The organism is Pseudomonas sp. MRSN 12121, assembly GCF_000931465.1.
Classification (GTDB): Bacteria; Pseudomonadota; Gammaproteobacteria; order Pseudomonadales; family Pseudomonadaceae; genus Aquipseudomonas.
On record NZ_CP010892.1, the window covers coordinates 3,033,451 to 3,056,824 of the forward strand.

The window sequence follows — 23,374 nt, forward strand, 5'->3', positions numbered from 1 at the left end:
GGCCCGTGGTGGGGTAGCCGTTTGGATGGGGCCTAGTATGTCGATCCGCGGGAGAGGGATTAAGCCGCGGGCGGACCAAAGTCTTTTGACTTGGAGTCACGAATCGGAGGGGTAAGGGTGGGGTTTTGGAATGGATTCGGGGTTTCAGGCGACCCGTTGCGCAGCTGCCGGCCGAGAACTCCCAGGGCGGCTCGGAACAACAGTTGCCCAACTAAAAATCCAACTTGCCCCCTCAATATAAAAAATGAATGTTCCTGTTTTTATGCAGGGAAAAGATATTTTTAGTTGAAGTTAGATTGGTGTTTTAGAGTTTTGTTAAAGCTTTAAACTATTAATGCCAAGTTTTTAACAAAGGTTTACATCGATGCTTTATTTCATTGGATATAGTTTTTCGCAACTAGAGAACTTGGAATGATTCAATGCAGTTGGGCAATAATCTGCTGGACCCTGAACGGATAAAGATCCGACGATTGTTCGCAACTCCGCTGGCGAGTATCCAGCATCCCGACGCCGAACGACTCAATGCCGAATTGAAAGCCGTGGTCATCCGCCGGATGGCCGAGGATCGCGGTGGCGCGCAGCGCAGCAACGACGGTGGCTGGCAATCGGCGAACGATTTTCCTGAGTGGGGAGGCGAGGCCTGCGACGCGCTGGTGAAGTTCGCGAAAGAGTTCGCCCGGCAACTGACCGCGGTACACAGCGAGCAATACGGGCTGATCGAGCCCGGTTTCGAATGGACGCTCAACGCCTGGGCAAATGTTAATGAGGCGGGCCACAGTAATGCGCTTCATGGACACCCGGGCGCCTTCTGGTCAGGGGTTTACTGGGTCGACGCCGGGGGCAGGGAAGAGGACCCGGCGGTCGGCGGGGATATTGAGTTCATCGATCCGCGCGGCATGGTCGCATCGACCTATAACCCGGCTCTGCGAATGAGAGTCGAAGATTGCCTTGCCGCAGGTTTCAGCAGTACCTGTGCGGCCAGAAGTGGAACCTTCATCCTGTTTCCTTCATGGCTGATGCACTCGGTTCAACGCTTTGAAGGAAACCGGCCGCGCATCTCCATCGCCTTCAACTTCGGCGTTTGAGAAGTTGTCGTTGGCGCGCAGCGCTATCCGTTTCCTCGACATGCTCCCATGATTGTTTTGGTCGTTAGCAGTCCGTCATGACTGGCCGCTACCGGCCGAAAGTGCACTCCCGTCATACGCCCGCTTACACCTGCATCAACAGCCGCAAGCGCATCCTCCCGGCCAGGCTACGGCACCAGCGCCAGGCAGCCGCCAATCCGCGCTGTTGGTATTGCTCGAACAGTTCGAAGCGCTCCAGGCGCAGTCCGGCGGCCTGCAGTTCGGGGCTGTCGGGCTGGGCCAGCCGCGCCAGGCCGGCGTCCAGCCCGCGGTAGTCCCGGTCCGACTGAACGAGCCAACCCAGCTCGCCGCGTTTTTCGTCGCAGAACAGCAACCGGCAGCGGCTGTGCAGTTGCCGGTCGAGGATCGCGTTCAAGCGCTGGCCCAACTGCGCCGTCTGCAGCGACGCGCTGCGCACTTGGGTGACCAGTAGAAAACGGTGGTTATAAGAGGGAATCAACGCCAGCCCAGCCTCGATGGGAGAGGGCAGGAATTAACACATTCTCATGACGGATTGAGGAATAGGAAGTGTCCTAAAGTGGCCCTGGGCCATTCTGATCGGCCCTGGCCGGCGCGGCTTTCAGGGGGGATCTGGGGTACAGCGGAGTCAGGCTGCTGGCTTCCTGTTGCGGGAGGACAAAGTATGAGCGTCTGCTAGCCTTAGCCAAGTCATCGAGGTCGGCCGTTCTCACTCCCTGACATTGATCCAGTCCTCTCAAGCCTGTCTGACCACATGAGGTGGGACGATGCGCATTTCATTACTGTACGCGGTGTCGGCTGCACTGCTTCTAAATGGCTTTTCTTGCCTGGCGCAGACACCGGAGGCGCCTGCCAACGCTGCCGCTACGGCGCCCCTGACGACACCGGCCAAAGAGGCCGTGTTTACCCAGGAGCAGTTGGATCAAATGCTGGCGCCCGTTGCGCTGTATCCGGATCCGCTGTTGGCGCAGGTCTTGATGGCCAGTACCTACCCCGGGGAAATCGCCGAGGCGGTCACCTGGTCCAAGGCGCATCCGGATGCCAAGGGCGACGAGGCGGTCAAGCAAGTGGCGAACCAGACCTGGGACCCGAGCGTCCAGGCGCTGGTGGCCTTTCCGCAGGTGCTGGCGACGCTGGGGCAGGGCCCTGTCTGGGTCCAGCGCCTGGGCGATGCCTTCCTGGCGCAACCCGACGATGTCATGGACGGCGTGCAACGCTTGCGGCATCAGGCGCAAGCCGCAGGCAACCTGCAGAGCAACCAGTATCAGAACGTGACGGTCCAGGCTGCGCCGGCATCGGCACCGGCCGCCCCCGCCAGCCGCTCTAGCACCATTGTCATCGAGCCTGCCGACCCGCAAGTGGTCTACGTCCCCGCGTACAATCCGACCACGACCTATGGCACCTGGGCCTACCCTGCGTCGCCACCCGTCTACTATCCGCCGCCGCCCGCTTATTATCCCGGATCGGCCTTGGTGGCCGGGCTGGCGTTCGGCACCGGAGTGGCGATCGTCGCCTCGCTGTGGGGCGACTGTGACTGGAACAACCACGATATCGACATCGACGTCGACCGCTACAACAACCTCAATCGCAACACCCAGATCAACAACAACCAGAACAAGTGGCAGCACAACGCCATGCATCGCGATGGCGTTCCCTATCGAGACAGCAGGAGCCGCGAACAGTACGGTCGCCAACTGGACGGCGCCCAGCAGCGTGAGGCCTTCCGCGGGGATGATGCCCAGCGCGCCCGGGCGCGTGAAAACGCCCGCAGCGCAATGGACAGGCACGGCATCGAACGACCGGCCACCAGCAATCGCCAGGCCCGTGAGCAAGTGCGCCAAGCCGAATCCGCACCTTCCGGTAATCGCCTGCAAGCCGGGGCAGATAGGCCAAAACAGGGCGCCCAGGCGAATCAGCGTCGCCAGGAATCCTTCCAGGCGCGCCAGGAACCGCCAAGGCGCCCGACCGCCAGCCCCGGCAGCGCGCGCAACAACGCTTTTGCCGGCGCGCGCGCGCCGGCCCGGTCGAACGACCAGGCCCGCCGTGGCCAAGCCAGCCAGGCATCGGCCATGCGCCCCAACGCTGCGCGAGCCGCCGGCCATCAGGTCAGCAGGCCGTCCAGCGCGCCCATGCGCCAACGAGGAGGGGGCCGGCGGTGAAAACACTTCCTCGAGTGAAAGCCTTCATGGGCTCGTTCCCGCGTCTCCTGATGATCGGCGCCAGCCTGGCATGGGCCTGCACGGCCACGGCGCAGCAGGCCTTTCCCACCCCGGAAAAGGCCGCCCAGGCGTTCGTCGAAGCCTTGGGTACACAACAGGCCGACCAGGCGCGCCTGGTGCAGTTGCTGGGTGACGACTGGCGCAGTTTCATCCCGCGAGAAGGCGTCCAGCGCAGTGACGTGGATGCGTTCTTGACGCTCTACCGCGAGCGCCATGCCATTGAACAAACCGGCGACGGCAAGGCAGTCCTGTCGGTTGGCAATGCCCACTGGACGCTGCCGATACCCCTGGTAAAAGCCGCAACGGGTTGGCGCTTCGACATCAAGGCCGGTAGCGCCGAAGTCCGTGCGCGGCGCATCGGTAGCAACGAACTGGCCGCGGTGCAATCGGTGCTGACCTATCACGATGCCCAGATGGACTATGCGTCGGTGGATCGTGACGGTGACGGTGCCCTCGAATATGCGCGGAAAATCTTCAGCACGCCCGGCAAGCACGACGGACTCTATTGGGCGGACGACGATAGCGGTCAACTCAGCCCGCTGGGGCCGCTGTTCGGCAATGCCATCGGCGATGAAGACTGGCATGGCTACCGCTTCCGCATCCTCGAGGGCCAAGGCCCCTCGGCGCCGGGTGGCGCCTACAGCTACCTGATCGGCGACAAGATGAGCCGTGGCTTTGCCCTTATCGCCTGGCCGGCGAAATACGCCGACACCGGGGTGATGAGTTTCATGATCAGCCATGAGGGCCAAGTGTTCGAGAAAGACTTGGGACCCGAGGGCGATAAATGGGCGCAGTCGGTGAAGCGGTTCGATCCCGATGACAGCTGGCAGGAAGTCAGCGTGGATCAGAAGCCGTAAACGGGGCTGTCCCGGGGTTATTTCGGATACAGCGGCGGCAGGCTGCTGGTGTCGGCCACCGGGTCCTGCACGCGTTCGGTGATGGGGATGGTACGGATCGCGCGCCACAGTTCCTCGCCTTGCCAGTACTGGCCGGTCTCGCTGTAGAGGGCGCCGTTGAGGCCGTCCAGGGCGTCGGACAGCGGCACGAAGCGCGCGGCCATGTCGGCCAGGGTTTCCGGTTGCTGGCGGGCCCAGGCGTCGAGGGCCTGGCGCGTGGCTTGCGGGTCGTTGGCCAGGCAGGCGCGCTTGAGGTCGTCGAGCAGGGTCCGCGGGCTGGGGCCGGCTTGCACGGTGCGCAGGATCGCCGGCTGCCAGCGCGCGCGCCACCACAGGCCGAAGCCGAGCAGGGTGGTGCAGGCCAGGACCAGGGTGCTGAGTTTCCAGGCCCAGAGCGTGCCGTCTTCGCTGCCCAGGCCGGTCGGCGCGGCACCGGCCGGGGTGTCCACCACCAGGCTCGGGTTGTTCGCCACCTGCAGGGTGCGCGCCGGCAGGCTGCTGCGTTCGAGATGATCTTCGTGGGTGTTCCACCAGACCACTTCCACCGCCGGCAGCTCGATGCTGCCGCTACGGTTCGGCACCAGCGCCTGGCTGTCTTCGCGGCTGCCGATCAGGCCGCGGTCGCCGATCTGGTTGCTCAACTGCGGCTGGTCCGGGTAGCTGCGCAGGCCGTTGGCCTCGGTCAGCGGCAGGGGCGGCAGTTGCGAGCTGGACAGGCCTTCGGCCTTGAGGGTCAGGCTGCGGGTCAGCGAGTCGCCGACCTGGCTGTGATCCGGCTCGGGGTTCCAGCTTTCGCCCAGGCTCAGGCTGCGGGCCGGGAGCCAGGGCGTGTCGGCGGGGTATTCGGCCGGCTTGGCCTTGACCGTCAGCGGCATCTGCGCGGAGCTCACATGCATCAGCTTGCCCGGCTTCAGGCCCAGGGGTGCGGGGCTCTGGGGGGCGGCGTCGGCCAGGGTGGCGCTGAAGGTCAGCGGCGGAATGTCCAGCACGCCGCTGTGCTGGGGGAAGATCGCGTAGCGGACTTCGATCACCCCATGGCGCACGCCGTTGATGACCTTTTCATAGGTGCGCGACTCGCCGAGCTGCTCGACCCGGGCATCGCCGATCTGCAGCGGCGTCAGGCTGCTGTCGTCGTACAGCGACACCGAGTGATAGATGTGCAGGGTCAGCACGGCCTGGGCCTGCACGTAGACGCTGTCCTGGTCGAGGCTGGCGTCGATGAACACCGGCTCCAGCGGCGCGCTGTCGTCACGGCTTGCGCTTTGCAGCACTTGCAGGGTGATCGGCTGGCTCCGCGCTTCGCCCAGTTGCAGCGGCGGAATCACCACGCTGCCGGTGGTCCGCGGCAGCAGGGTGACGATCCAGCGGGTGATGGCGCGGTTGTCGCCGTTGAGGCTGGTCAACTGGTTGACCTGGCGCGTGCCCTGGACCTCGAACTGCGCTTGCAGCGGCGCCAGGTCCGGCTTGCCGAACAGCGTGACGTCATTGGATTCCAGGGTCAGTTCGACGGTTTCCCCGGAGTTCACGCGGCTGCGGTCGACACTGGCGAGCAAGTCTGCGGCCTGGGCCTGGACGGCGCCGAGCAGCAGGGTCAGCACAAGCGTGAACGCACGGGTGGTGAAGCGGGTCATCGAATTTTTCCCTGATCCTGATGTTGTTGCTGTTCGTACCAGAACTTGCGGCGCAGCAGCTCGCCCGGGTCGTCCGGGATCTTGCGCAGCCATTGTTCCAGTGCCTGGCGGCGTTCGCCGTCGAAATCTTCCTGGGCGTTGCGCAGCGGTGGCGTGGTGGTCTGCTCGTCATCCAGTTCGCTGCCCGGGACGCTGTCGTCGTCGGGGGTGGTGAGCTCGTCGTCGGTCGAGGCCTCGGCGCTGGCCGGGTGGCTGTTTTCCGGCGGCTGCTGGCCCGGCGTGGCCGGCGCCTGGGTGGCGGCGCCGGCCTGTGGCGGCTGGCGGGTTTCGTCACCGTCTTCGGCGCCCTTGCCGGGCGGGTCTTGCGGCGTCGGCGCGGCTTCTTGCAGCAGGCGCTCGACCAGGGCCTTGTTCTTTTGCGCGACGGCCAGCTCCGGTTGCAGTTCCAGGGCCTGTTCGTAGGCATCCAGCGCGGCCTCCAGCTCGCCGCTGCGGGCCAGGGCATTGCCACGATTGTAGTGGGCGCGGGCGTCGCTGCCTTCGGCAAAGCGCTGAGCGGCAGCGGCGTAGTCGCCGGCCTCGTACAGCGCCACGCCTTGCCACTGCGGGTCCTGGAAATGCCGCGCCGCGTCCTTGGGGCGGCGCTGTTCGAGCAGGCGCTGGCCCTGCTGGTCGGGGCGCAGCCACAGGTCGCTGAACTCGAAGGCATAGCTGGGCTGCGGCGCGGCGAACAGCAGCAGCGGCAGGCAGAACAGCCAGCCACGGCGCCCGGCGCAGGCCGCCAGCAGCAACAGCGGCAGGAGCAGCCAATAGCCCTGGTCGGCCCAGGTGTCCAGGCGCAGGGTCTGGCCGTCGGTGCGCAGGTTCTGCGGGCCGCTGAGCAGGCCCAGGCCGCGCAGGTCGGCATCGTCCAGGCGCGCGGGGCGGTAACGGCCGCCGACACTGCCGATGAATTGCCGTAGGTCCGCGCTGTCCAGGCGCGACATCAGGATCGCGCCCTGGTCGTCCTTGAGAAAGCTGCCGTCTTCCAGGGTCACCGGCGAGCCCTGGCGGCTGCCGACGCCGAGCATCAACAGTTGCGGCGCCTGGCCGCCGAGAGCCTGGCGGATGCCCTGGCGTTCCTGTTCGCTCAGGGACGAGCCGATCAGCAGGATCCGGCCCTGGCCCAGCGCGCCCTGGTCCAGCAGCTGCAAGGCCTTGTGCAGCGCCAGGTCGGCGCGCTGGCCGGGCTGGGGCATGATCGACGGCTTGAGCGCTTCGAGCAGGTTGCGGCTGGTGGCCAGGTCGTCCGACAGCGGCACCAGGGTATGGGCGCTGCCGGCATAGACCACGATCGCCGTCTGCGCGTCGCTGCGCGCCTGCAACAGGTCCAGCAGCTTGCGCCGGGCCTGTTCCAGGCGATTGGGCGGGACGTCGCCGGCGAGCATCTGCGGGGTCAGCTCCAGCAGCACCACCAGCGGGTCGGCGGGCTTCTGGCTGGTCTGTTCCACCCGCTGCCAGCCGGGGCCGAGCAGCGCCAGCACGGCCAGGAACCAGGCCAGGCCGAGGGCGATCCACGGCAGCTTGCTTTCGCGGCCGTTGCCGCCGCTGAGCAGGGCGGCATGGAAGGCCGGCGGCAGGATCATCTGCCAGCGGCCGGCGCGTTTCTGCCGGTGCCACAGCTGCCACAGCAGCCAGCCGAGCAACGGCACCATCAGCAGCCACCAGGGACGGAACCAGTGGGGCCAGAGTTCGGCCCAGAACGGCACGCTCATCGACGCCTCCGCAGACGCAGGCGCTTGAGCCGTTCGCGCCAGTGGGGCAAGGGTTGCAGCAAGCGCTCGCGGCTGAAGAAGCGTTGCAATGGATGGTCCGGCCAGCGTTCGCGCACCACCAGCAGCAGGCTCAGCAGCAGCGCTGCGGCCAGCGGCCAGCTGTACAGGGCCTGCGCCGGGCGCGCCTGGGTCGGCTGCTGGGTCACCGGTTCCAGTTGGTCGAGGGTGTCCTTGATCGCTTGCAGTTCCTGGCCGTCGCGGGCGCGGAAATAACGCCCGCCGGTGACCTCGGCGATGGCCTTGAGGGCCGGCTCGTCCAGGTCCAGGCTCGGGTTGATGCCGAGAAAGCCCAGGCTGCCGTTTTGCTCCGGGTCGGCACCGATGCCGATCGGGTAGATCTTCACGCCTTCTTCGGCGGCCAGGCGGGCGGCGGTCAGCGGGTCGATCTCGCCACCGTTGTTGGCGCCGTCGGTGACCAGGATCAGCACCCGGCTCTGCGCCGGGCGCTGGCGCAGGCGCTTGAGCGCCAGGCCGATGGCGTCGCCGATGGCGGTGTTCTTGCCGGCGATGCCGATCTTCGCTTCGTCCAGCCACACGCGCACCGTGTGGCGGTCGAAGGTCAGCGGCGCCTGCAGGTAGGCCTTGCTGCCGAACAGGATCAGGCCGACCCGGTCGCCTTCGCGGCTTTCCAGGAAGTCGCCGAGCAGGTGCTGGACCAGGTCCAGGCGGCTGACGTCCTCGTCCTGCCACTGCATGTCGGGGAAGTCCATGGAGCCGGAGACGTCCACCGCCACCAGCAGGTCGCGGCCGCTGGCAGCCACCGGCAGCGGTTCGCCCAGCCATTGCGGGCGAGCGGCGGCGAGCAGCAGCAACAGCCACAGCAGCAGGAACGGCGTCTGCTGGCGCCAGGCCGGCAGGTTGGCCCGGGCGCGCCGCCGGGCCAGGCCTTCCAGGTCATCGAGGAAGCTGACCTTGAGCGCCGGCTCGCCGCTGTCGGCCGCCGGCAGCAGCACCCGCAGCAGCCAGGGCAGCGGCAGCAGGACGAAGATCCACGGCCAGGCGAACTCAAACATGTTTGCGGATCCAGGTTTCGACCGCCTGGGTCAGGCCGGCGATGGCCTTGTCGTCGAGCTTGCATTCGGGCTTGTAGGCGCCTTCGACCAGCACCATCCAGCGCGTCAGGCCGGCCGCCGGGCAGCGGTTGTCGAGGAACGCCAGCCACTTGCGGCCGTTGAGGGTATGGCTCTGGCTGTAGGGGTAATGGTTGCGGCACAGGCGCTTGAGCAGACCGTTGAGCTGTTGCAGCCAGGCGCCGGCGGGCGCGCCGTCGTAGGGCTTGGGCAGCAGCGCGAGTTCGGCCAGCGCGGCCAGGCGCACCGGGTCCAGGGGCTGTTCGGCGCGGGGCAGGGGTTGCCGGCGCGGCCAGAAACGCTTGAGCCGCCACAGGCCGAAGCCGAGCAGCGGCAGCAACGCCAGCAACAGCCACCAGCCCGGCGCCGGCGGCCACAGGCCGATGACGGGCGGGGCGAGCAGCGGTTGCAACTGGTCCAGGCTGCTCATCGGGTTTTCCCCGGGCGTTGCGGGTTCAGGTATTCGCGCAGTTGCTCGACCATTTCGCTCTGGGTGCTCAGGGGCATCAGCAGCACCCGCAGTTTCTGCGCCAGCAATTCCCAGCGGGCGATGCGCGCTTCGCTCTGCGCCCGGTAGGCCTGGCGCAGTTCGTAGTTGAGGGTGTCCAGTTCCAGTTGCGCGCCGCGTTCGGCGAAGCGCAGCAGGCCGGCGGCGGGCAGGGCGTGGTCCAGCGGGTCGGACAGCGGCATCAGCAGCAGGTCGCAATGGCGCGACAGCAGGCTCAGTTGCTGCTCGGCGGCGTCGCTCAGGGCGCGCTCGTCGCAGATCACGATCACCAGGCTGCCCGGGCGCAGCACTTCGCGGCCACGGCGCAGGGCGGTGCCCAGCGCGTCGCGCTCGGGTTCGGTCTCGCTGTGCAGCGACTGGTTGACCCGCACCAGGCGGTTGAGCAGTTGCAAAAGGCTCTGCTTGCTGCGCCGCGGCTTGATCTCGTAGTGCTCGTTGTCGCCGAACACCAGGCCGCCGACCCGGTCGTTATGGCCCAGGGCGGCCCAGCCGATCAGGCTCGCGGCCTGGGCGGCGAGCACCGACTTGAACATCAGCCCCGAGCCGAAGAACAGCTGGCGGCTCTGCTCGACCATGATGAAAATCGGCCGTTCGCGTTCTTCGTGGAACAGTTTGGTGTGCGGTTCCTGGGTGCGCGCGGTGACGCGCCAGTCGATGCTGCGCACGTCGTCGCCGGCCTGGTAGACCCGCACCTGGTCGAAGTCGACCCCGCGCCCGCGCAGCTTGGAATGGTGCAGGCCGATCAGCGGGCTGCGCTGGCTCGGCGTGGAAAACAGCTGCACCTCGCGCACGCGATGACGCATCTCGATCAGTTCGGCGAGGCTGGTGCGGATGCCGGGGGCATCGACGGGGCTGGCGTTCATCGGGGTCAGGCGACGGCGACGACGTCGAGGATCCGCTGGACCACCCGGTCCTGGTCGATGCCGGCGGCCTCGGCCTCGAACGACAGGATGATGCGGTGGCGCAATACGTCGAACAGCACGGCCTGGATGTCCTCGGGGCTGACGAAATCGCGCCCGGCCAGCCAGGCGTGGGCCCGGGCGCAGCGGTCGAGGGCGATCGAGCCGCGCGGGCTGGCGCCGTAGGCGATCCACTCGGCCAGTTCCGGGTCGAACTTGGCCGGGTTGCGGGTGGCCATCACCAGTTGCACCAGGTATTCCTCCACCGCGTCGGCCATGTACAGGCCGAGGATTTCCTTGCGCGCGGCGAAGATCGCCTGCTGGCTGACGCGGCGCTCGGGCTTGGTTTCGCCGTTCAGCGCTTCGCCCCGGGCCTGTTGCAGGATGCGCCGCTCCACCGCGGCATCGGGGAAGCCGATTTTCACGTGCATCAGGAAGCGGTCGAGCTGGGCTTCGGGCAGCGGGTAGGTGCCTTCCTGCTCGATCGGGTTCTGCGTGGCCATCACCAGGAACAGCGGCGACAGCTCATAGGTGCTGCGCCCGACGCTGACCTGACGCTCGGCCATGGCCTCGAGCAGCGCCGACTGGACCTTGGCCGGGGCGCGGTTGATTTCGTCGGCCAGCACCAGGTTGTGGAAGATCGGCCCTTGCTGGAACACGAAGCTGCCGGTTTCCGGGCGATAGATTTCGGTGCCGGTGATGTCGGCCGGCAGCAGGTCGGGGGTGAACTGGATGCGATGGAACTGTGCCTCGATGCCTTCCGCCAGATCCTTGATGGCCTTGGTCTTGGCCAGCCCCGGGGCGCCCTCGACCAGCATGTGGCCGTCGGCGAGCAGGGCGATGAGCAAGCGCTCGATGAGCTTTTCCTGGCCGAGAATCTGCGTTGAAAGAAAGGTTCGCAGCGCCAGTAGCGCTTCACGATGTTCCATCGATGACTGTTCCTGCAGAGGGGGACCGAAGGCGTTCGGATAACGCCAGGGCTGGGGGCGTTACTTTAATCCATCCGGGCCCCCGGCGACTAACGGCAGCAGGCAAATTTGTGCAAATAACTGTAATGCCGCTCCGCCGGCGGAGCGGCCTGGCGCGCCGCCAGGACGGCGCGCCAGCGGGGTGGGGCTCAGTTCTTGAAGCTGGAGTGGCGGCGGCCCTGGTCGCACAGGGCGAAGACCACCACCATCACCCCCGAGATCGCCAGGATCAGCGCCACGCCGTCGGTCGAGTGGGTGGCGGAGCCGGCCACCAGCGCCAGGCCACCCAGGGGCGCCAGGCCGCCGGCGATGGCGGTGCCGATCTCACGCCCGGTGCCGAAGCCGGAGGAGCGGGTCTGGGTCGGGAACTGGCGGCTGAGGAACGAACCCTGGGGCGCGAACATCATCGGTGCGAGGATCCCGGTGCCGATGGCGATGGCCAGGTAGATCATCAGCGGCTCGCCGGTATTGAGCAGGCTCAGGAACGGATAGGCGAACAGCGCCGAGCACAGGCCGCCGAGCATCAGCACCTTCTTGCTGCTCCAGGTGTCGCAGAGCCAGCCGAAGCAGGGCACGGCGACGATCGCCACCAGGCTGGCGATGGTCACCGACAGCGAGGTGACGTGCGCCTCGATGCCCTTGTACTGGGTCAGGTAGGCCAGGGAGAAGGTCTTGAAGATGTAGCTCAGGGCGTTGTAGCCGATGGCGACGAACAGCACCACGGCCAGGCCCTTGAGGTCGTTCTTGAGCAGCAGCTTGAGGGGCGAGGCCGGGGCGCTGTCCTTGCCGGGCGCCTGGTCGAGTTGTGCGAACTGCGGGGTTTCCGGGATGCTGCGCCGCACCCACAGGCCGACGCCGACCAGGGCGATGCTGCAGATGAACGGAATGCGCCAGCCGCCGGCGAGCAGGAACTCGTTGCCGTTCATGGTCAGCAGGTAGACGGTCAGCGACGACAGCAGCAGGCCCAGGTTCAGGCCCAGCGCCGGCCAGGCACCCTGGCTGCCGCGCTTGCCTTCGCTGGCATGCTCGTAGGAGGTCACCGCCGCGCCGGACAGTTCGGCGCCGGCGCCCAGGCCCTGGATGATCCGCACCAGCACCAGGATGATCGGCGCCCAGATGCCGATCGAGGCATAGCTGGGAATCAGGCCGATCAGGGTGGTGCACACGCCCATCATGCAGAAGGTGATCACCAGCACCTGCTTGCGTCCGAAGCGGTCGCCCAGGTAGCCGAACAGGATGCCGCCGAAGGGCCGGGCGATAAAGCCGATGGCGAAGGTGGAGAAGGCCAGCAGCGAGGCGACTTTCGGGTTGCCGGGATCGAAGAAGATTTTCGAGAAGACGATGGCCGCCATGGTGGCGTACAGATAAAAGTCATACCACTCCAGCATCGAGCCGAAGATGGTCGCCGCCGCGACCTTGCGCAGGCGTTTCTGCTGCTGGCGTGGTGTTTCGCATGCGGCCGGGGCCGCCTCATGTACTGACATCCGGGGATTCCTTGTTGTTTGTAGTTATTTTCAAGCGGGCGCCAGGCGCCCGTGCAGCGGGGTTCAGCGGGCCTTGAGAATCCTCTCGGCAATCATCTGGCCGATGGGGATGGCCGAGGTCGCGGCCGGCGAGGGGGCATTGCACACGTGGACCATGCGCGGGGTTTCGGCGAACAGGAAATCGTGCACCAGGGTGCCGTCGCGCATCACCGCCTGGGCGCGAATCCCCGCCTCGTAGGGCAGCAGGTCGGCGATTTCCAGGGACGGGCAATATTTGCGGCACTGTTCCAGGTAGCCGCGCTTGAACAGCGAGTTCTTCATTTCCGCGGTGCCGGAACCCAGGTTGTTCCAGATGGTTTTCCAGAACCCGGGGAAGGTCGCGTATTGGGCTACGTCGCGCCAGTTGACGGAGAACTTGCGGTAGTTCTCCCGACCCAGGCCGAGCACCGCGTTCGGCCCGACCGTGACGCTGCCGTCGATCATCCGGGTCAGGTGCACGCCGAGAAACGGCAGTTGCGGATCGGGGATCGGGTAGATCAGGTGGTTGACGATCTGGTTCTTGGTTGCCGGCAGGCGGAAGTATTCGCCACGGAAGGGGATGATCTGATGGTCGATCCTGACCCCGGCCAGGGCCGCCAGGCGATCCGACTGCAGGCCGGCGCAGGCCACCAGTTGGCGGGCATTCCAGACCTTGTCCTGGCTGCTGATGACCACCTGGTCGGTGCTTTCGCGGATGGCGGTGACGCTGGTCCGCAACTGGATCTCGCCGCCCGCGGCCTCGATCTCCCGGGCCATGGCCTGGCAGACCTGCCGGTAGTCGACGATCCCGGTGGCATCGAGGAACAGGCCGCCGAGGCCGACGATGTTCGGCTCGCGCCGGCGCAGCTCGGCGGCGTCCAGGCGTTCGACCTTCAGCCCGTTCTGCTGGGAGCGTTCGTACAGCGCGTGCATGCGCTCGACTTCCAGGGGCGTGGAGGCCACCAGCAGCTTGCCGCAGACCTCGAACTTGATCCCGTGGCGGCTGCAGAAGTCCTTGGTCGCCTGGGCGCCGCGCTTGCACAGGTCGGCCTTGAGGCTGCCCGGGGCATAGTAGATGCCGGCGTGGATCACCCCGCTGTTATGGCCGGTCTGGTGCCGGGCCAGGACGTCTTCCTTTTCCAGGATCAGCAGCGAGGCGCCGGGCTGGCGCTCGAGCAGCGCCATGGCGGTGGCGAGGCCAACGATGCCGCCGCCGATGATGCAGTAGTCGTAGATCATGCAGATGTCACCTTGGTGGTTCTTGTTCGAGTCTGATCAGCAGGTTGTCAGACAAATACAGGTAAACGAATAAAGGACGCCGTATGGCAGCGTCCGTCCGGGCGTTCTCAGGGGATCAATCGGTGCTCAGGTCGATGTTCAAGCGCTTGGCCGCGGCCCGCAGGTGCGCCTCGGCGCAGGCGGCGGCTTGCAGCCGGTCGCCGGCGGCAATGGCTTCGTACAGCGCCTGGTGTTCGCGACCGGCATCGGCAGAACCGCCGACCGAGTGCGCCGCCGAGTTTTCCCAGGCGGTGCGCCGCGCTTCGGCCAGCTGGCCGCGGAGAAAATCATGGAAGGCGACGAAATAGTGGTTCTTGCTGGCGTCGGCGATGGCCCGGTGGAATTCCACGTCGGCCAGGGCCGCCGCGGCGAAATCGCTGCGCTTGTCGTGCATCTCCTGCAGGGCGCTACGCATGCGTTGCAGATCGGCGTCGTCGCGGCGCTGGGCGGCGATGGACGCGGCCTGGGTCTCGATCCACAGGCGCATTTCGAACATCTGCGCCAAGTCGGGCTTGCGGCCTTTCTGGCTAGGAAAGCGGAACACGCTGCCGCTGGGGTTCTGCGAAATGAACGAGCCCAGCCCCCGGCGGCTGACGAGGATGCCGTCGGCCTTGAGCTGCGCCACGGCCTCGCGCACCACCGAGCGGCTGACATTCAGCTGCTCGGTCAACTGCTGCTCGGTGGGCAGGCGCGATTCGGCGGTCAGGCGGCCGGAGTCGATTTCCTTGCGGATGGCATTGACCACTCGTTCGACCAGGGTATCGGGGCGCTGGAGCTGAAGCATGGAGGAGGGGGCTCGTAAGTCAGGTTGTCAGACAATGCCGGGGCGCCGGTTGCTTGTCAAGAAAGGAGCTCCAAGCTGCAATTCATAAGCTTGGAGCTTGGAGCTTGGAGCTTGGAGCTTGCGGCTTAGAGCTTATAGCTCGCTGACATAGGTGCCGGTGCCGTCGAGGATATTGCGCAGGGTCTGCTCGACTTCCGCCAGCTCCGCCGCCGCGGTGCCGTGCAGGATCTCCAGGTGGTCGCTGCCGTTGAGTGCGTCGGCGTCGGCCGCGGCGATTTCGATCAGCAGGCGGGTCGGGCCCAGGGTGACTTTCACCCCGTCCAGGGTCGAAGGTTCGCCGTCCAGGGTGATTTCCAGTTCGTCCTCGTCCGGGTAGCGGGTCATCAGGAACATCTCGCCGCGGGTGCTGTGGCAGCACAGCATGGCCATGTTGTCTTCTTCGTCGTCGCAGGGATTGGCGATCAGGTGGGCGGTGGTCATTTGCATGGGGCAGGTCCTGGGGCTGGCTCCGACGGAGAGCGGGAGCGAACAAAAAGGCAATTCTGCCAGCGCGGAGGAATTTCTGCTGCCTTGTGTGTCAGAGGACAGGTCGGGCGGGCGCCGCTGGCACCTGGCGTTCCTGGCACGAAAGTACCGTAAAGCCGGGTGGCGGCCGCGGTTTTTGCCGCTGGCTGCTAGTGTTGTTCAAGGCCTTGCCCGCCAATGACCGAATATGTCGCAGCACCGCAAGCAGCGTGCTTGCCGCTCTCGTTAAGCTGCGCAACGGATGTGCACCTGCCAAGGCGTTGCCCGGTGGCTCGGGGCAGTGGTTTTGAGCGATGCCCGTCCGGGACCGGTGAATGTGACCTGAGCGTCTCGTACAGCTTCACCACCCTGTCGTCCTGCGACCTCTGCCCGAGATCCAGGAGCAGGATGACCGGCCCCCCGAAAGAATGGGGGGCGCATGCGACGCTTTCATCAATAACAAGCCCAAGCGGAGTACCACAGATGGCGTTCTTCACCGCAGCCAGCAAGGCCGACTTCCAGCATCAACTGCAAGCGGCACTGGCGCAGCACATCAGTGAACAGGCACTGCCACAAGTGGCGCTGTTCGCTGAACAATTCTTCGGCATCATTTCTCTGGACGAACTCACCCAGCGTCGCTTGTCCGACCTGGCGGGCTGCACCCTGTCTGCCTGGCGCCTGCTTGAGCGCTTCGACCACGCGCAACCGCAAGTGCGCGTCTACAACCCCGATTACGAACGTCATGGCTGGCAGTCGACCCACACCGCGGTCGAAGTGCTGCACCATGACCTGCCGTTCCTGGTGGACTCGGTCCGCACCGAGCTGAACCGCCGCGGCTACAGCATCCACACCCTGCAGACCACCGTGCTGAGCGTGCGTCGCGGGAGCAAGAACGAGCTGCTGGAAATCCTGCCCAAGGGCACCCAGGGCGAAGGCATCCAGCAAGAATCGCTGATGTACCTGGAGATCGACCGCTGCGCCAACACCGCCGAGCTCAATGTGCTGAGCAAGGAGCTGGAGCAGGTACTGGGCGAAGTGCGCGTCGCTGTCGCCGATTTCGAGCCGATGAAAGCCAAGGTCCAGGAACTGATCGATGGCATCGGCAACAGCCAGTTCGTCATCGACAGCGATGAAAAGGTCGAGATCAAGAGCTTCCTGGAATGGCTGGTGGGCAACCACTTCACCTTCCTCGGCTATGAAGAGTTCGTGGTGCACGAGGACCAGGACGGCGGTCATATCGAGTACGACCAGAACTCCTTCCTCGGCCTGGCCAAGCTGCTGCGCGCCGGCCTCACCGCCGACGACCTGCGCATCGAAGACTATGCCGTGAACTACCTGCGCGAACCGACGCCGCTGTCGTTCGCCAAGGCGGCCCACCCGAGCCGCGTGCACCGTCCGGCCTACCCGGACTATGTGTCGATCCGCCAGATCGATGCCGACGGCAAGGTGCTCAAGGAATGCCGCTTCATGGGCCTGTACACCTCCTCGGTGTATGGCGAGAGCGTGCGGGTGATTCCTTATATCCGCCGCAAGGTGCAGGTCATCGAGCAGCGCTCCGGCTTCCAGGCCAAGGCGCACCTGGGCAAGGAACTGGCCCAGGTCCTCGAAGTGCTGCCGCGCGACGACCTGTTCCAGACCCCGGTCGACGAACTGTTCAGCACCGTGATGTCGATCGTGCAGATCCAGGAACGCAACAAGATCCGCGTGTTCCTGCGCAAGGACCCGTACGGCCGCTTCTGCTACTGCCTGGCCTATGTGCCGCGCGATATCTACTCCACCGAAGTGCGGCAGAAGATCCAGCAGGTGCTGATGGATCGCCTGAAGGCCAGCGACTGCGAGTTCTGGACTTTCTTCTCCGAATCCGTGCTGGCGCGCGTGCAACTGATCCTGCGGGTCGATCCGAAGAACCGCATCGACATCGACCCGCTGCTGCTGGAAAAGGAAGTGATCCAGGCCTGCCGCAGCTGGCAGGACGACTACGCGGCGCTGACCGTCGAGAGCTTCGGCGAAGCCCACGGCACCAACGTCCTGGCGGATTTCCCGAAAGGCTTCCCGGCCGGCTACCGCGAGCGCTTCGCCGCGCATTCGGCGGTGGTCGACATGCAGCACCTGCTGAGCCTGTCCGACGCCAACCCGCTGGTGATGAGCTTCTACCAGCCGCTGGGCCAGGTCACCGGCCAGCGCGAGCTGCATTGCAAGCTCTACCACGCCGACACCCCGCTGGCGCTGTCCGACGTGCTGCCGATCCTGGAGAACCTCGGCCTGCGCGTGCTCGGCGAGTTCCCGTATCGCCTGCGCCACACCAATGGCCGTGAGTTCTGGATCCACGACTTCGCCTTCACCGCGGCCGAAGGCCTGGACCTGGATATCCAGCAGCTCAACGACACGCTGCAGGACGCGTTCGTCCACATCGTCCGCGGCGATGCCGAGAACGATGCGTTCAACCGCCTGGTGCTGACCGCCGGCCTGCCATGGCGCGACGTCGCGCTGCTGCGTGCCTACGCCCGTTACCTGAAGCAGATCCGCCTGGGCTTCGACCTCGGCTATATCGCCAGCACCCTGAACAACCACACCGACATCGCGCGCGAGCTGACCCGGTTGTTCAAGACCCGCTTCTACCTGGCGCGCAAACTCACCAGCGACGACCTGGAAGACAAGCAGCAGCGCCTGGAACACGCGATCCTCACCGCCCTGGACGAAGTCCAGGTGCTCAACGAAGACCGCATCCTGCGTCGCTACCTGGACCTGATCAAGGCCACCCTGCGGACCAACTTCTACCAGACCGACGCCAACGGCCAGAACAAGTCCTACTTCAGCTTCAAGTTCAACCCGCACCTGATTCCCGAGCTGCCCAAGCCGGTGCCGAAGTTCGAGATCTTCGTCTACTCGCCGCGCGTCGAAGGCGTGCACCTGCGCTTCGGCAACGTGGCCCGTGGCGGCCTGCGCTGGTCCGACCGCGAGGAAGACTTCCGTACCGAAGTCCTGGGCCTGGTAAAAGCCCAGCAAGTGAAGAACTCGGTGATCGTGCCGGTGGGCGCCAAGGGCGGCTTCCTGCCGCGTCGCCTGCCACTGGGCGGCAGCCGCGACGAGATCGCGGCCGAAGGCATCGCCTGCTACCGCATCTTCATCTCCGGCCTGCTGGACATCACCGACAACCTGAAGGACGGCGCCCTGGTGCCGCCGGCCAACGTCGTGCGCCACGACGACGATGACCCGTACCTGGTGGTGGCGGCGGACAAGGGCACCGCGACCTTCTCCGACATCGCCAACGGCATCGCCATCGACTACGGTTTCTGGCTCGGCGACGCGTTCGCTTCCGGCGGTTCCGCCGGCTACGACCACAAGAAGATGGGCATCACCGCCAAGGGCGCGTGGGTGGGCGTGCAGCGCCACTTCCGCGAGCGCGGCATCAACGTCCAGCAAGACAGCATCACCGTGGTCGGCATCGGCGACATGGCCGGCGACGTGTTCGGCAACGGCCTGCTGATGTCCGACAAGCTGCAACTGGTCGCGGCCTTCAACCACCTGCACATCTTCATCGACCCGAATCCGGACCCGGCCACCAGCTTCGCCGAGCGCCAGCGCCTGTTCGACCTGCCGCGTTCGGCGTGGAGCGACTACGACACCAGCATCATGTCCGAAGGCGGCGGCATCTTCTCGCGCAGCGCGAAGAGCATCGCCATTTCGCCGCAGATGAAGGAACGCTTCGACATCCAGGCCGACAAGCTGACCCCGACCGAGCTGCTCAACGCCTTGCTCAAGGCGCCGGTGGACCTGTTGTGGAACGGCGGTATCGGCACCTACGTCAAGGCCAGCAGCGAAAGCCACGCCGACGTCGGCGACAAGGCCAACGACGCGCTGCGGGTCAACGGCAACGAGCTGCGCTGCAAGGTGGTGGGCGAGGGCGGCAACCTCGGCATGACCCAGCTGGGGCGTGTGGAGTTCGGCCTCAACGGCGGCGGTTCCAACACCGACTTCATCGATAACGCCGGTGGTGTGGACTGCTCCGACCACGAAGTGAACATCAAGATCCTGCTCAACGAAGTGGTGCAGGCCGGCGACATGACCGACAAGCAGCGCAACCAGCTGCTGGCGAGCATGACCGACGAAGTCGGCGGCCTGGTGCTGGGCAACAACTACAAGCAGACCCAGGCTCTGTCCCTGGCGGAGCGTCGCGCCTTCGCGCGGATCGCCGAGTACAAGCGCCTGATGAGCGACCTGGAAGGCCGCGGCAAGCTGGACCGCGCCATCGAGTTCCTGCCGTCGGAAGATCAACTGAACGAGCGCGTCGCTGCCGGCCACGGGTTGACCCGTCCGGAACTGTCGGTGCTGATCTCCTACAGCAAGATCGACCTCAAGGAGCAGCTGCTCAATTCCCTGGTCCCGGACGACGACTACCTGACCCGCGACATGGAGACCGCGTTCCCGCCGACCCTGGTCAGCAAGTTCGCCGAAGCCATGCGCCGTCACCGTCTGAAGCGCGAGATCGTCAGCACCCAGATCGCCAACGACCTGGTCAACCACATGGGCATCACCTTCGTGCAGCGCCTGAAGGAGTCCACTGGCATGAGCCCGGCCAACGTGGCGGGCGCCTATGTGATCGTGCGCGACATCTTCCACCTGCCGCACTGGTTCCGCCAGATCGAAGCCCTGGACCACCAGGTCTCGGCCCAGGTGCAGCTGGAGCTGATGGACGAGCTGATGCGCCTCGGCCGTCGCGCTACCCGCTGGTTCCTGCGCAGCCGCCGCAACGAGCAGGACGCGGCGCGCGACGTGGCGCACTTCGGTCCGCACCTGGCGGCGTTGGGCCTCAAGCTCGACGAGTTGCTGGAAGGCCCGACCCGCGAGGGCTGGCAGACCCGCTACACCGCCTACGTCGAGGCCGGCGTGCCTGAGCTGCTGGCGCGCATGGTGGCAGGCACCACGCACCTGTACACCCTGTTGCCGATCATCGAGGCCGCGGATGTCACCGGGCACGACGCCGCCGATGTGGCCAAGGCCTACTTCGCCGTGGGCAGCGCCCTGGACCTGCCGTGGTACCTGCAGCAGATCAGCGATCTGCCGGTGGCCAACAACTGGCAGGCCCAGGCACGCGAAGCCTTCCGCGACGACGTGGACTGGCAGCAGCGGGCGATCACCATCTCGGTCCTGCAAATGGCCGACGCGCCGCAAGACATGGAAGCCCGCGTGGCCCTGTGGCTTGAGCAGAACCAGAGCATGGTCGAGCGCTGGCGCGCGATGCTGGTGGAAATCCGTGCCGCCAGCGGCACCGACTACGCCATGTACGCGGTGGCCAACCGCGAACTGCTGGACCTGGCCATGAGCGGTCAATCGAGCCTGGTAACGGCCTGATCGAACGCTGAATGAAAAGCCCCGTATCGCGAGATACGGGGCTTTTTTATTGGCCTCGTTGTAGCCGCTGCCGAGCGCAGCGAGGCTGCGATCGACCGCGAAGTGGTCGTAAAACCGGGCAACTTGTTCTTCCTGACACACCGCATGCTCAGATTTTGCGAGGACTGCGCCGGAATGCCATCCTCCTCGATCGCAGCCTCGCTGCGCTCGGCAGCGGCTACAGGGGCAGGCCCGGTGTTGTCTGTACCGGCCTTATCGCGGGCAAGCCTCGCTCCTACGGTCTTCGCGATCTGTAGGAGCGGCCGGTCGACGCTCGATTGCCCGCGATCCGCGCAGCGGCCAGGCGCTTACTTGTTCAGCGGCGTCAGCACTTCGTCCTTGGCGTCCTTGAGCATGAACACCAGCAACTTGGCCGGCTTGCTGGCGCTGGCGTTGGCCGATACCGGGTGCTGCGAGCCGGCCGGCTCGTACCAGGATTCGCCGGCCTTGTAGGTGATGGCCGGTTCGTCGTTGACCCGCGAGGTGATCTCGCCTTCGAGCACGTAGGCGATGGCGGCGCCCCTGTGCATGTGCGGCACCGTGGCCTGGCCCGGGGCGTAGTCGACGGTGAGCATCAGCGCGGTCTTGCCGGGGAGGTTGGTCAGCGCGTGCTCCTGCAGGATCTTGAGCTTCTCCTGGCCGTACTCCAAGTCATGGGCGGTGGCGCCCAGGGCGGCGAACAGGGTCAGGCCGGCGAGGGCGCCGGCCAGGGCATTGAGGGTTTTCATGCGGGGTTCTCCGGTGCGAAAGGGGCCGACTCAAGGTAAGCCCGCTGGCGCGACCGGCCTATAACCAATCCCGGTAAAGAACGGCAGACCAATGCTTCAGTGGTCGAAATCCAGGGCGCAGGCCAGGCGTCGGGCCAGCAGGTCGATGAAGCCCTGGGCCGCCGGCAGGTTGAAGTGTGCCTGCATCTCGGCCGCGGAGCGCCACTGGCCGTGCACGCTCCAACGCTGCGGGTCGAGGTGGTCGCGGCGCAGTTCGTAGCCCAGGCAGCCGGGGGCCTGGCGCAGGGTCGCCAGCAGCTGGTTCAGGTGTTCGCCGAGTTCGTCCGCGCGGCCCTGGGCGGCGCGGATCCGAATGCTGTTGCTCGCGGTACTGGACATAACCAAGCCTCCGGAAATGCGCTGGCCGAGGCGCCGGGCGATGACGCGGCGCGAACGGCCGGGGGGAGGCTCAGGGTAGGGCGCCAAGGTGACAAGGCCAATAACCAATGCGCGGGAAAAGCCCGGGGCCAATCAGGCGATCTGGAGCAGGATGTCGCGCACCTTGTCCAGGGCCGGGTCGATGTCCAGGGTCTCGATGGCGCCGAAACCGATGAACAGCCCGTCCCTGGCCGGCTCCTGGTAAAAGAAGCCGTGCAGCGAATAGAGCCCGACCTCGACCTTCTTCGCCAGCTCCAGCAACAGCGGGATGTTCACCGGCACCTTGCACAGCGCCGCCATGTGGAAGCCGGCGCTGGACGGCACCGCCTGCAGCCAGGGCGAAAGGTCGCCGTTCAGGCGTTGCAGGATGCGCTCGCGGCGCCCGGCGTAGACCGTGTGGCAGCGGCGGATGTGCTTGAGCAGGTAGCCTTCGGCGATGAACTTGGCCAGGGCCCACTGCGGCAGGGTCGAGGTGTGGCAGTCGCTCAGGCGCTTAGCCTTGATCACCGCGCCGAGGATCGCCGGCGGCAGCACCGCGTAGCCCAGGCGCAACTGCGGCAGCATGGTTTTCGAGAAGGTCCCGACATAGGCCACCACGCCACGGCTGTCCAGGCTTTGCAGGGAGTCGGTAGGCCGCCCCTCGTAGCGGAACTCGCTGTCGTAGTCGTCCTCGATGACGATCGCCCCCAGTTCCCGGGCCCGTTCCAGCAGGGCCAGGCGCCGCGCGTGACTCATGGCCATGCCCAGCGGGAACTGATGGGACGGGGTGACATAGATCAGCCGCACACCGTCGGGAATCCGTTCCACCTGCAAGCCCTCGTCGTCCACCGGCACGCCGATCACCGTCGCGCCCTGGGCGTTGAACAACAGGCGCGCCGGGGTGTAGCCGGGGTCTTCCATGGCCACCAGGCTGCCCGGTTCCAACACCACCCGGGCGATCAGGTCCAGGGCCTGTTGCGCGCCGTTGCAGACCACGATGTCGGCATCGGTGCAGGCCACGCCACGGGAGAACGAGACGTGCCCGGCAATCGCGCTGCGCAGCGCCGGCAGGCCTTCGGGCTGGCTGTAGAAACCGCCGCCCTGGGCGATCCGCCGCAGGGCGTCCTGGGTGCAGCGCCGCCATTCTTCCTGGGGGAACTGGTTGCGTGTGGTGGCGCCGCCGATGAACTCGTAGCGCGAGGTGCCTTCCAGGGTCGGGTGGCGCAGGGGCGTGGGCAGCTCCTGCCATTTTTCCAGGCTCTGCGCGCAGGCCAGGTCGGCGGCGCGCTGCTTGCGTTCGGCCTTGACCGGCCGGGCGTTGACGAAGGTGCCGCGGCCGATCCGGCCGATCAGGAAGTTCTCGTAGGTCAGCAGGCTGTAGGTGTCCGACACGGTCTTGCGCGAGATGCCCAGCTGTTCGGCCAGCAGACGGCTGGGCGGCAGTTGCGCGCCGGCCGCCAGGCGCCCGCACTCGATGGCGTCGCGCAATTGCCGGTACAGCTGGTCGGCCAGGTCCTTGCGCCCGTTGATGACGACATGCAGTTCCATCGATGAGATTCCAGAACGATCGGTGCCCGCCAGATTACCCGCAAGGCCGGGTTTGGTGTAGCAGCCTACGGTGGACTGCCGATAAACCCGCGGATTGGCTATAGGGGTGGGCGGGGGCGGCCCTTAGGCTAGGAA

At 66.1% G+C, this 23,374-nt stretch carries 18 protein-coding genes; 4 read left to right on the forward strand and 14 right to left on the reverse strand.

Annotated features, from left to right (window positions below; genetic code table 11):
- The first annotated feature begins 419 nt into the window (after window positions 1-419).
- Window positions 420-1,085 (forward strand): TIGR02466 family protein, encoded by a 666-nt coding sequence (locus TO66_RS13940; protein ID WP_044462869.1) that lies wholly within the window; start codon window positions 420-422, stop codon window positions 1,083-1,085.
- A 124-nt stretch (window positions 1,086-1,209) separates the two neighbouring features.
- Here the strand turns inward: TO66_RS13940 and TO66_RS13945 are convergent, their stop codons facing one another.
- The gene (locus TO66_RS13945; RefSeq protein WP_044462870.1) at window positions 1,210-1,584 is read right to left on the reverse strand and encodes a hypothetical protein; all 375 of its coding nucleotides are present in this window, start codon (window positions 1,582-1,584) and stop codon (window positions 1,210-1,212) included.
- A gap of 286 nt (window positions 1,585-1,870) precedes the next feature.
- Between TO66_RS13945 and TO66_RS13950 the strand changes: the two genes are divergently transcribed.
- Together TO66_RS13950 and TO66_RS13955 are read left to right on the forward strand one after the other, a co-directional pair.
- Window positions 1,871-3,262: a DUF3300 domain-containing protein gene (locus TO66_RS13950; protein ID WP_044462871.1), complete on the forward strand. Its 1,392-nt coding sequence runs from the start codon at window positions 1,871-1,873 to the stop codon at window positions 3,260-3,262.
- 26 nt (window positions 3,263-3,288) lie between these two features.
- On the forward strand, window positions 3,289-4,179 hold the full coding sequence (locus TO66_RS13955) for a DUF2950 domain-containing protein (protein ID WP_044462872.1): 891 nt from the start codon (window positions 3,289-3,291) through the stop codon (window positions 4,177-4,179).
- Between the two features lie 17 nt (window positions 4,180-4,196).
- Here TO66_RS13955 and TO66_RS13960 read toward each other — a convergent pair whose 3' ends face one another.
- The 10 genes from TO66_RS13960 to TO66_RS14005 form a co-directional block, all read right to left on the reverse strand.
- Window positions 4,197-5,849: a BatD family protein gene (locus TO66_RS13960; RefSeq protein ID WP_044462873.1), complete on the reverse strand. Its 1,653-nt coding sequence runs from the start codon at window positions 5,847-5,849 to the stop codon at window positions 4,197-4,199.
- On the reverse strand, window positions 5,846-7,603 hold the full coding sequence (locus TO66_RS13965; protein ID WP_044462874.1) for a VWA domain-containing protein: 1,758 nt from the start codon (window positions 7,601-7,603) through the stop codon (window positions 5,846-5,848). The genes TO66_RS13960 and TO66_RS13965 overlap by 4 nt, the downstream gene beginning before the upstream one ends.
- Complete coding sequence (locus TO66_RS13970) at window positions 7,600-8,676, reverse strand: VWA domain-containing protein (RefSeq protein WP_044462875.1); 1,077 nt, start codon at window positions 8,674-8,676, stop codon at window positions 7,600-7,602. The genes TO66_RS13965 and TO66_RS13970 overlap by 4 nt, the downstream gene beginning before the upstream one ends.
- On the reverse strand, window positions 8,669-9,163 hold the full coding sequence (locus tag TO66_RS13975; protein ID WP_044462876.1) for a DUF4381 domain-containing protein: 495 nt from the start codon (window positions 9,161-9,163) through the stop codon (window positions 8,669-8,671). Before TO66_RS13975 ends, TO66_RS13970 begins: the two co-directional genes overlap by 8 nt.
- Window positions 9,160-10,104 (reverse strand): DUF58 domain-containing protein, encoded by a 945-nt coding sequence (locus tag TO66_RS13980; protein ID WP_044462877.1) that lies wholly within the window; start codon window positions 10,102-10,104, stop codon window positions 9,160-9,162. Before TO66_RS13980 ends, TO66_RS13975 begins: the two co-directional genes overlap by 4 nt.
- A gap of 5 nt (window positions 10,105-10,109) precedes the next feature.
- Window positions 10,110-11,069, reverse strand: a complete 960-nt coding sequence (locus TO66_RS13985) for a MoxR family ATPase (RefSeq protein WP_044462878.1) — start codon at window positions 11,067-11,069, stop codon at window positions 10,110-10,112.
- A gap of 188 nt (window positions 11,070-11,257) precedes the next feature.
- Window positions 11,258-12,592 (reverse strand): MFS transporter, encoded by a 1,335-nt coding sequence (locus TO66_RS13990; RefSeq protein WP_044462879.1) that lies wholly within the window; start codon window positions 12,590-12,592, stop codon window positions 11,258-11,260.
- Between the two features lie 63 nt (window positions 12,593-12,655).
- Window positions 12,656-13,849 carry an L-2-hydroxyglutarate oxidase gene (gene lhgO / locus TO66_RS13995; protein ID WP_044462880.1) on the reverse strand — a complete coding sequence of 398 codons (1,194 nt, stop codon included), beginning with the start codon at window positions 13,847-13,849 and terminating at the stop codon, window positions 12,656-12,658.
- Window positions 13,850-13,964: 115 nt separating this feature from the next.
- Window positions 13,965-14,672, reverse strand: a complete 708-nt coding sequence (locus TO66_RS14000) for a FadR/GntR family transcriptional regulator (protein ID WP_044462881.1) — start codon at window positions 14,670-14,672, stop codon at window positions 13,965-13,967.
- Window positions 14,673-14,804: 132 nt separating this feature from the next.
- Window positions 14,805-15,158 (reverse strand): hypothetical protein, encoded by a 354-nt coding sequence (locus tag TO66_RS14005; RefSeq protein ID WP_044462882.1) that lies wholly within the window; start codon window positions 15,156-15,158, stop codon window positions 14,805-14,807.
- A 501-nt stretch (window positions 15,159-15,659) separates the two neighbouring features.
- Here TO66_RS14005 and TO66_RS14010 point away from each other — a divergent pair.
- Window positions 15,660-20,528 (forward strand): NAD-glutamate dehydrogenase, encoded by a 4,869-nt coding sequence (locus TO66_RS14010; RefSeq protein ID WP_044462883.1) that lies wholly within the window; start codon window positions 15,660-15,662, stop codon window positions 20,526-20,528.
- A 347-nt stretch (window positions 20,529-20,875) separates the two neighbouring features.
- Here the strand turns inward: TO66_RS14010 and TO66_RS14015 are convergent, their stop codons facing one another.
- From TO66_RS14015 to TO66_RS14025, 3 genes are all read right to left on the reverse strand, one after another.
- A complete protein-coding gene (locus TO66_RS14015; protein WP_044462884.1) occupies window positions 20,876-21,295 on the reverse strand; it encodes a cupin domain-containing protein in 420 nt (139 codons plus the stop codon).
- A gap of 96 nt (window positions 21,296-21,391) precedes the next feature.
- The gene (locus tag TO66_RS14020) at window positions 21,392-21,673 is read right to left on the reverse strand and encodes a putative quinol monooxygenase (protein ID WP_044462885.1); all 282 of its coding nucleotides are present in this window, start codon (window positions 21,671-21,673) and stop codon (window positions 21,392-21,394) included.
- A gap of 132 nt (window positions 21,674-21,805) precedes the next feature.
- Window positions 21,806-23,239, reverse strand: a complete 1,434-nt coding sequence (locus TO66_RS14025; protein ID WP_044462886.1) for a PLP-dependent aminotransferase family protein — start codon at window positions 23,237-23,239, stop codon at window positions 21,806-21,808.
- Between the last annotated feature and the right edge of the window lie 135 nt (window positions 23,240-23,374).

Coding starts and splice junctions, on each gene's coding strand:
- TO66_RS14020 (WP_044462885.1), bottom strand. CDS start 21,673: ATGTCCAGTACCGCGAGCAACAGCATTCGGATCCGCGCCGCCCAGGGC.
- TO66_RS14005 (WP_044462882.1), bottom strand. CDS start 15,158: ATGCAAATGACCACCGCCCACCTGATCGCCAATCCCTGCGACGACGAA.
- lhgO (WP_044462880.1), bottom strand. CDS start 13,849: ATGATCTACGACTACTGCATCATCGGCGGCGGCATCGTTGGCCTCGCC.
- TO66_RS13950 (WP_044462871.1), top strand. CDS start 1,871: ATGCGCATTTCATTACTGTACGCGGTGTCGGCTGCACTGCTTCTAAAT.
- TO66_RS14025 (WP_044462886.1), bottom strand. CDS start 23,239: ATGGAACTGCATGTCGTCATCAACGGGCGCAAGGACCTGGCCGACCAG.
- TO66_RS13990 (WP_044462879.1), bottom strand. CDS start 12,592: ATGTCAGTACATGAGGCGGCCCCGGCCGCATGCGAAACACCACGCCAG.
- TO66_RS13960 (WP_044462873.1), bottom strand. CDS start 5,849: ATGACCCGCTTCACCACCCGTGCGTTCACGCTTGTGCTGACCCTGCTG.
- TO66_RS13955 (WP_044462872.1), top strand. CDS start 3,289: ATGGGCTCGTTCCCGCGTCTCCTGATGATCGGCGCCAGCCTGGCATGG.
- TO66_RS13940 (WP_044462869.1), top strand. CDS start 420: ATGCAGTTGGGCAATAATCTGCTGGACCCTGAACGGATAAAGATCCGA.
- TO66_RS14010 (WP_044462883.1), top strand. CDS start 15,660: ATGGCGTTCTTCACCGCAGCCAGCAAGGCCGACTTCCAGCATCAACTG.
- TO66_RS14000 (WP_044462881.1), bottom strand. CDS start 14,672: ATGCTTCAGCTCCAGCGCCCCGATACCCTGGTCGAACGAGTGGTCAAT.
- TO66_RS13975 (WP_044462876.1), bottom strand. CDS start 9,163: ATGAGCAGCCTGGACCAGTTGCAACCGCTGCTCGCCCCGCCCGTCATC.
- TO66_RS13980 (WP_044462877.1), bottom strand. CDS start 10,104: ATGAACGCCAGCCCCGTCGATGCCCCCGGCATCCGCACCAGCCTCGCC.
- TO66_RS13985 (WP_044462878.1), bottom strand. CDS start 11,069: ATGGAACATCGTGAAGCGCTACTGGCGCTGCGAACCTTTCTTTCAACG.
- TO66_RS13970 (WP_044462875.1), bottom strand. CDS start 8,676: ATGTTTGAGTTCGCCTGGCCGTGGATCTTCGTCCTGCTGCCGCTGCCC.
- TO66_RS14015 (WP_044462884.1), bottom strand. CDS start 21,295: ATGAAAACCCTCAATGCCCTGGCCGGCGCCCTCGCCGGCCTGACCCTG.
- TO66_RS13965 (WP_044462874.1), bottom strand. CDS start 7,603: ATGAGCGTGCCGTTCTGGGCCGAACTCTGGCCCCACTGGTTCCGTCCC.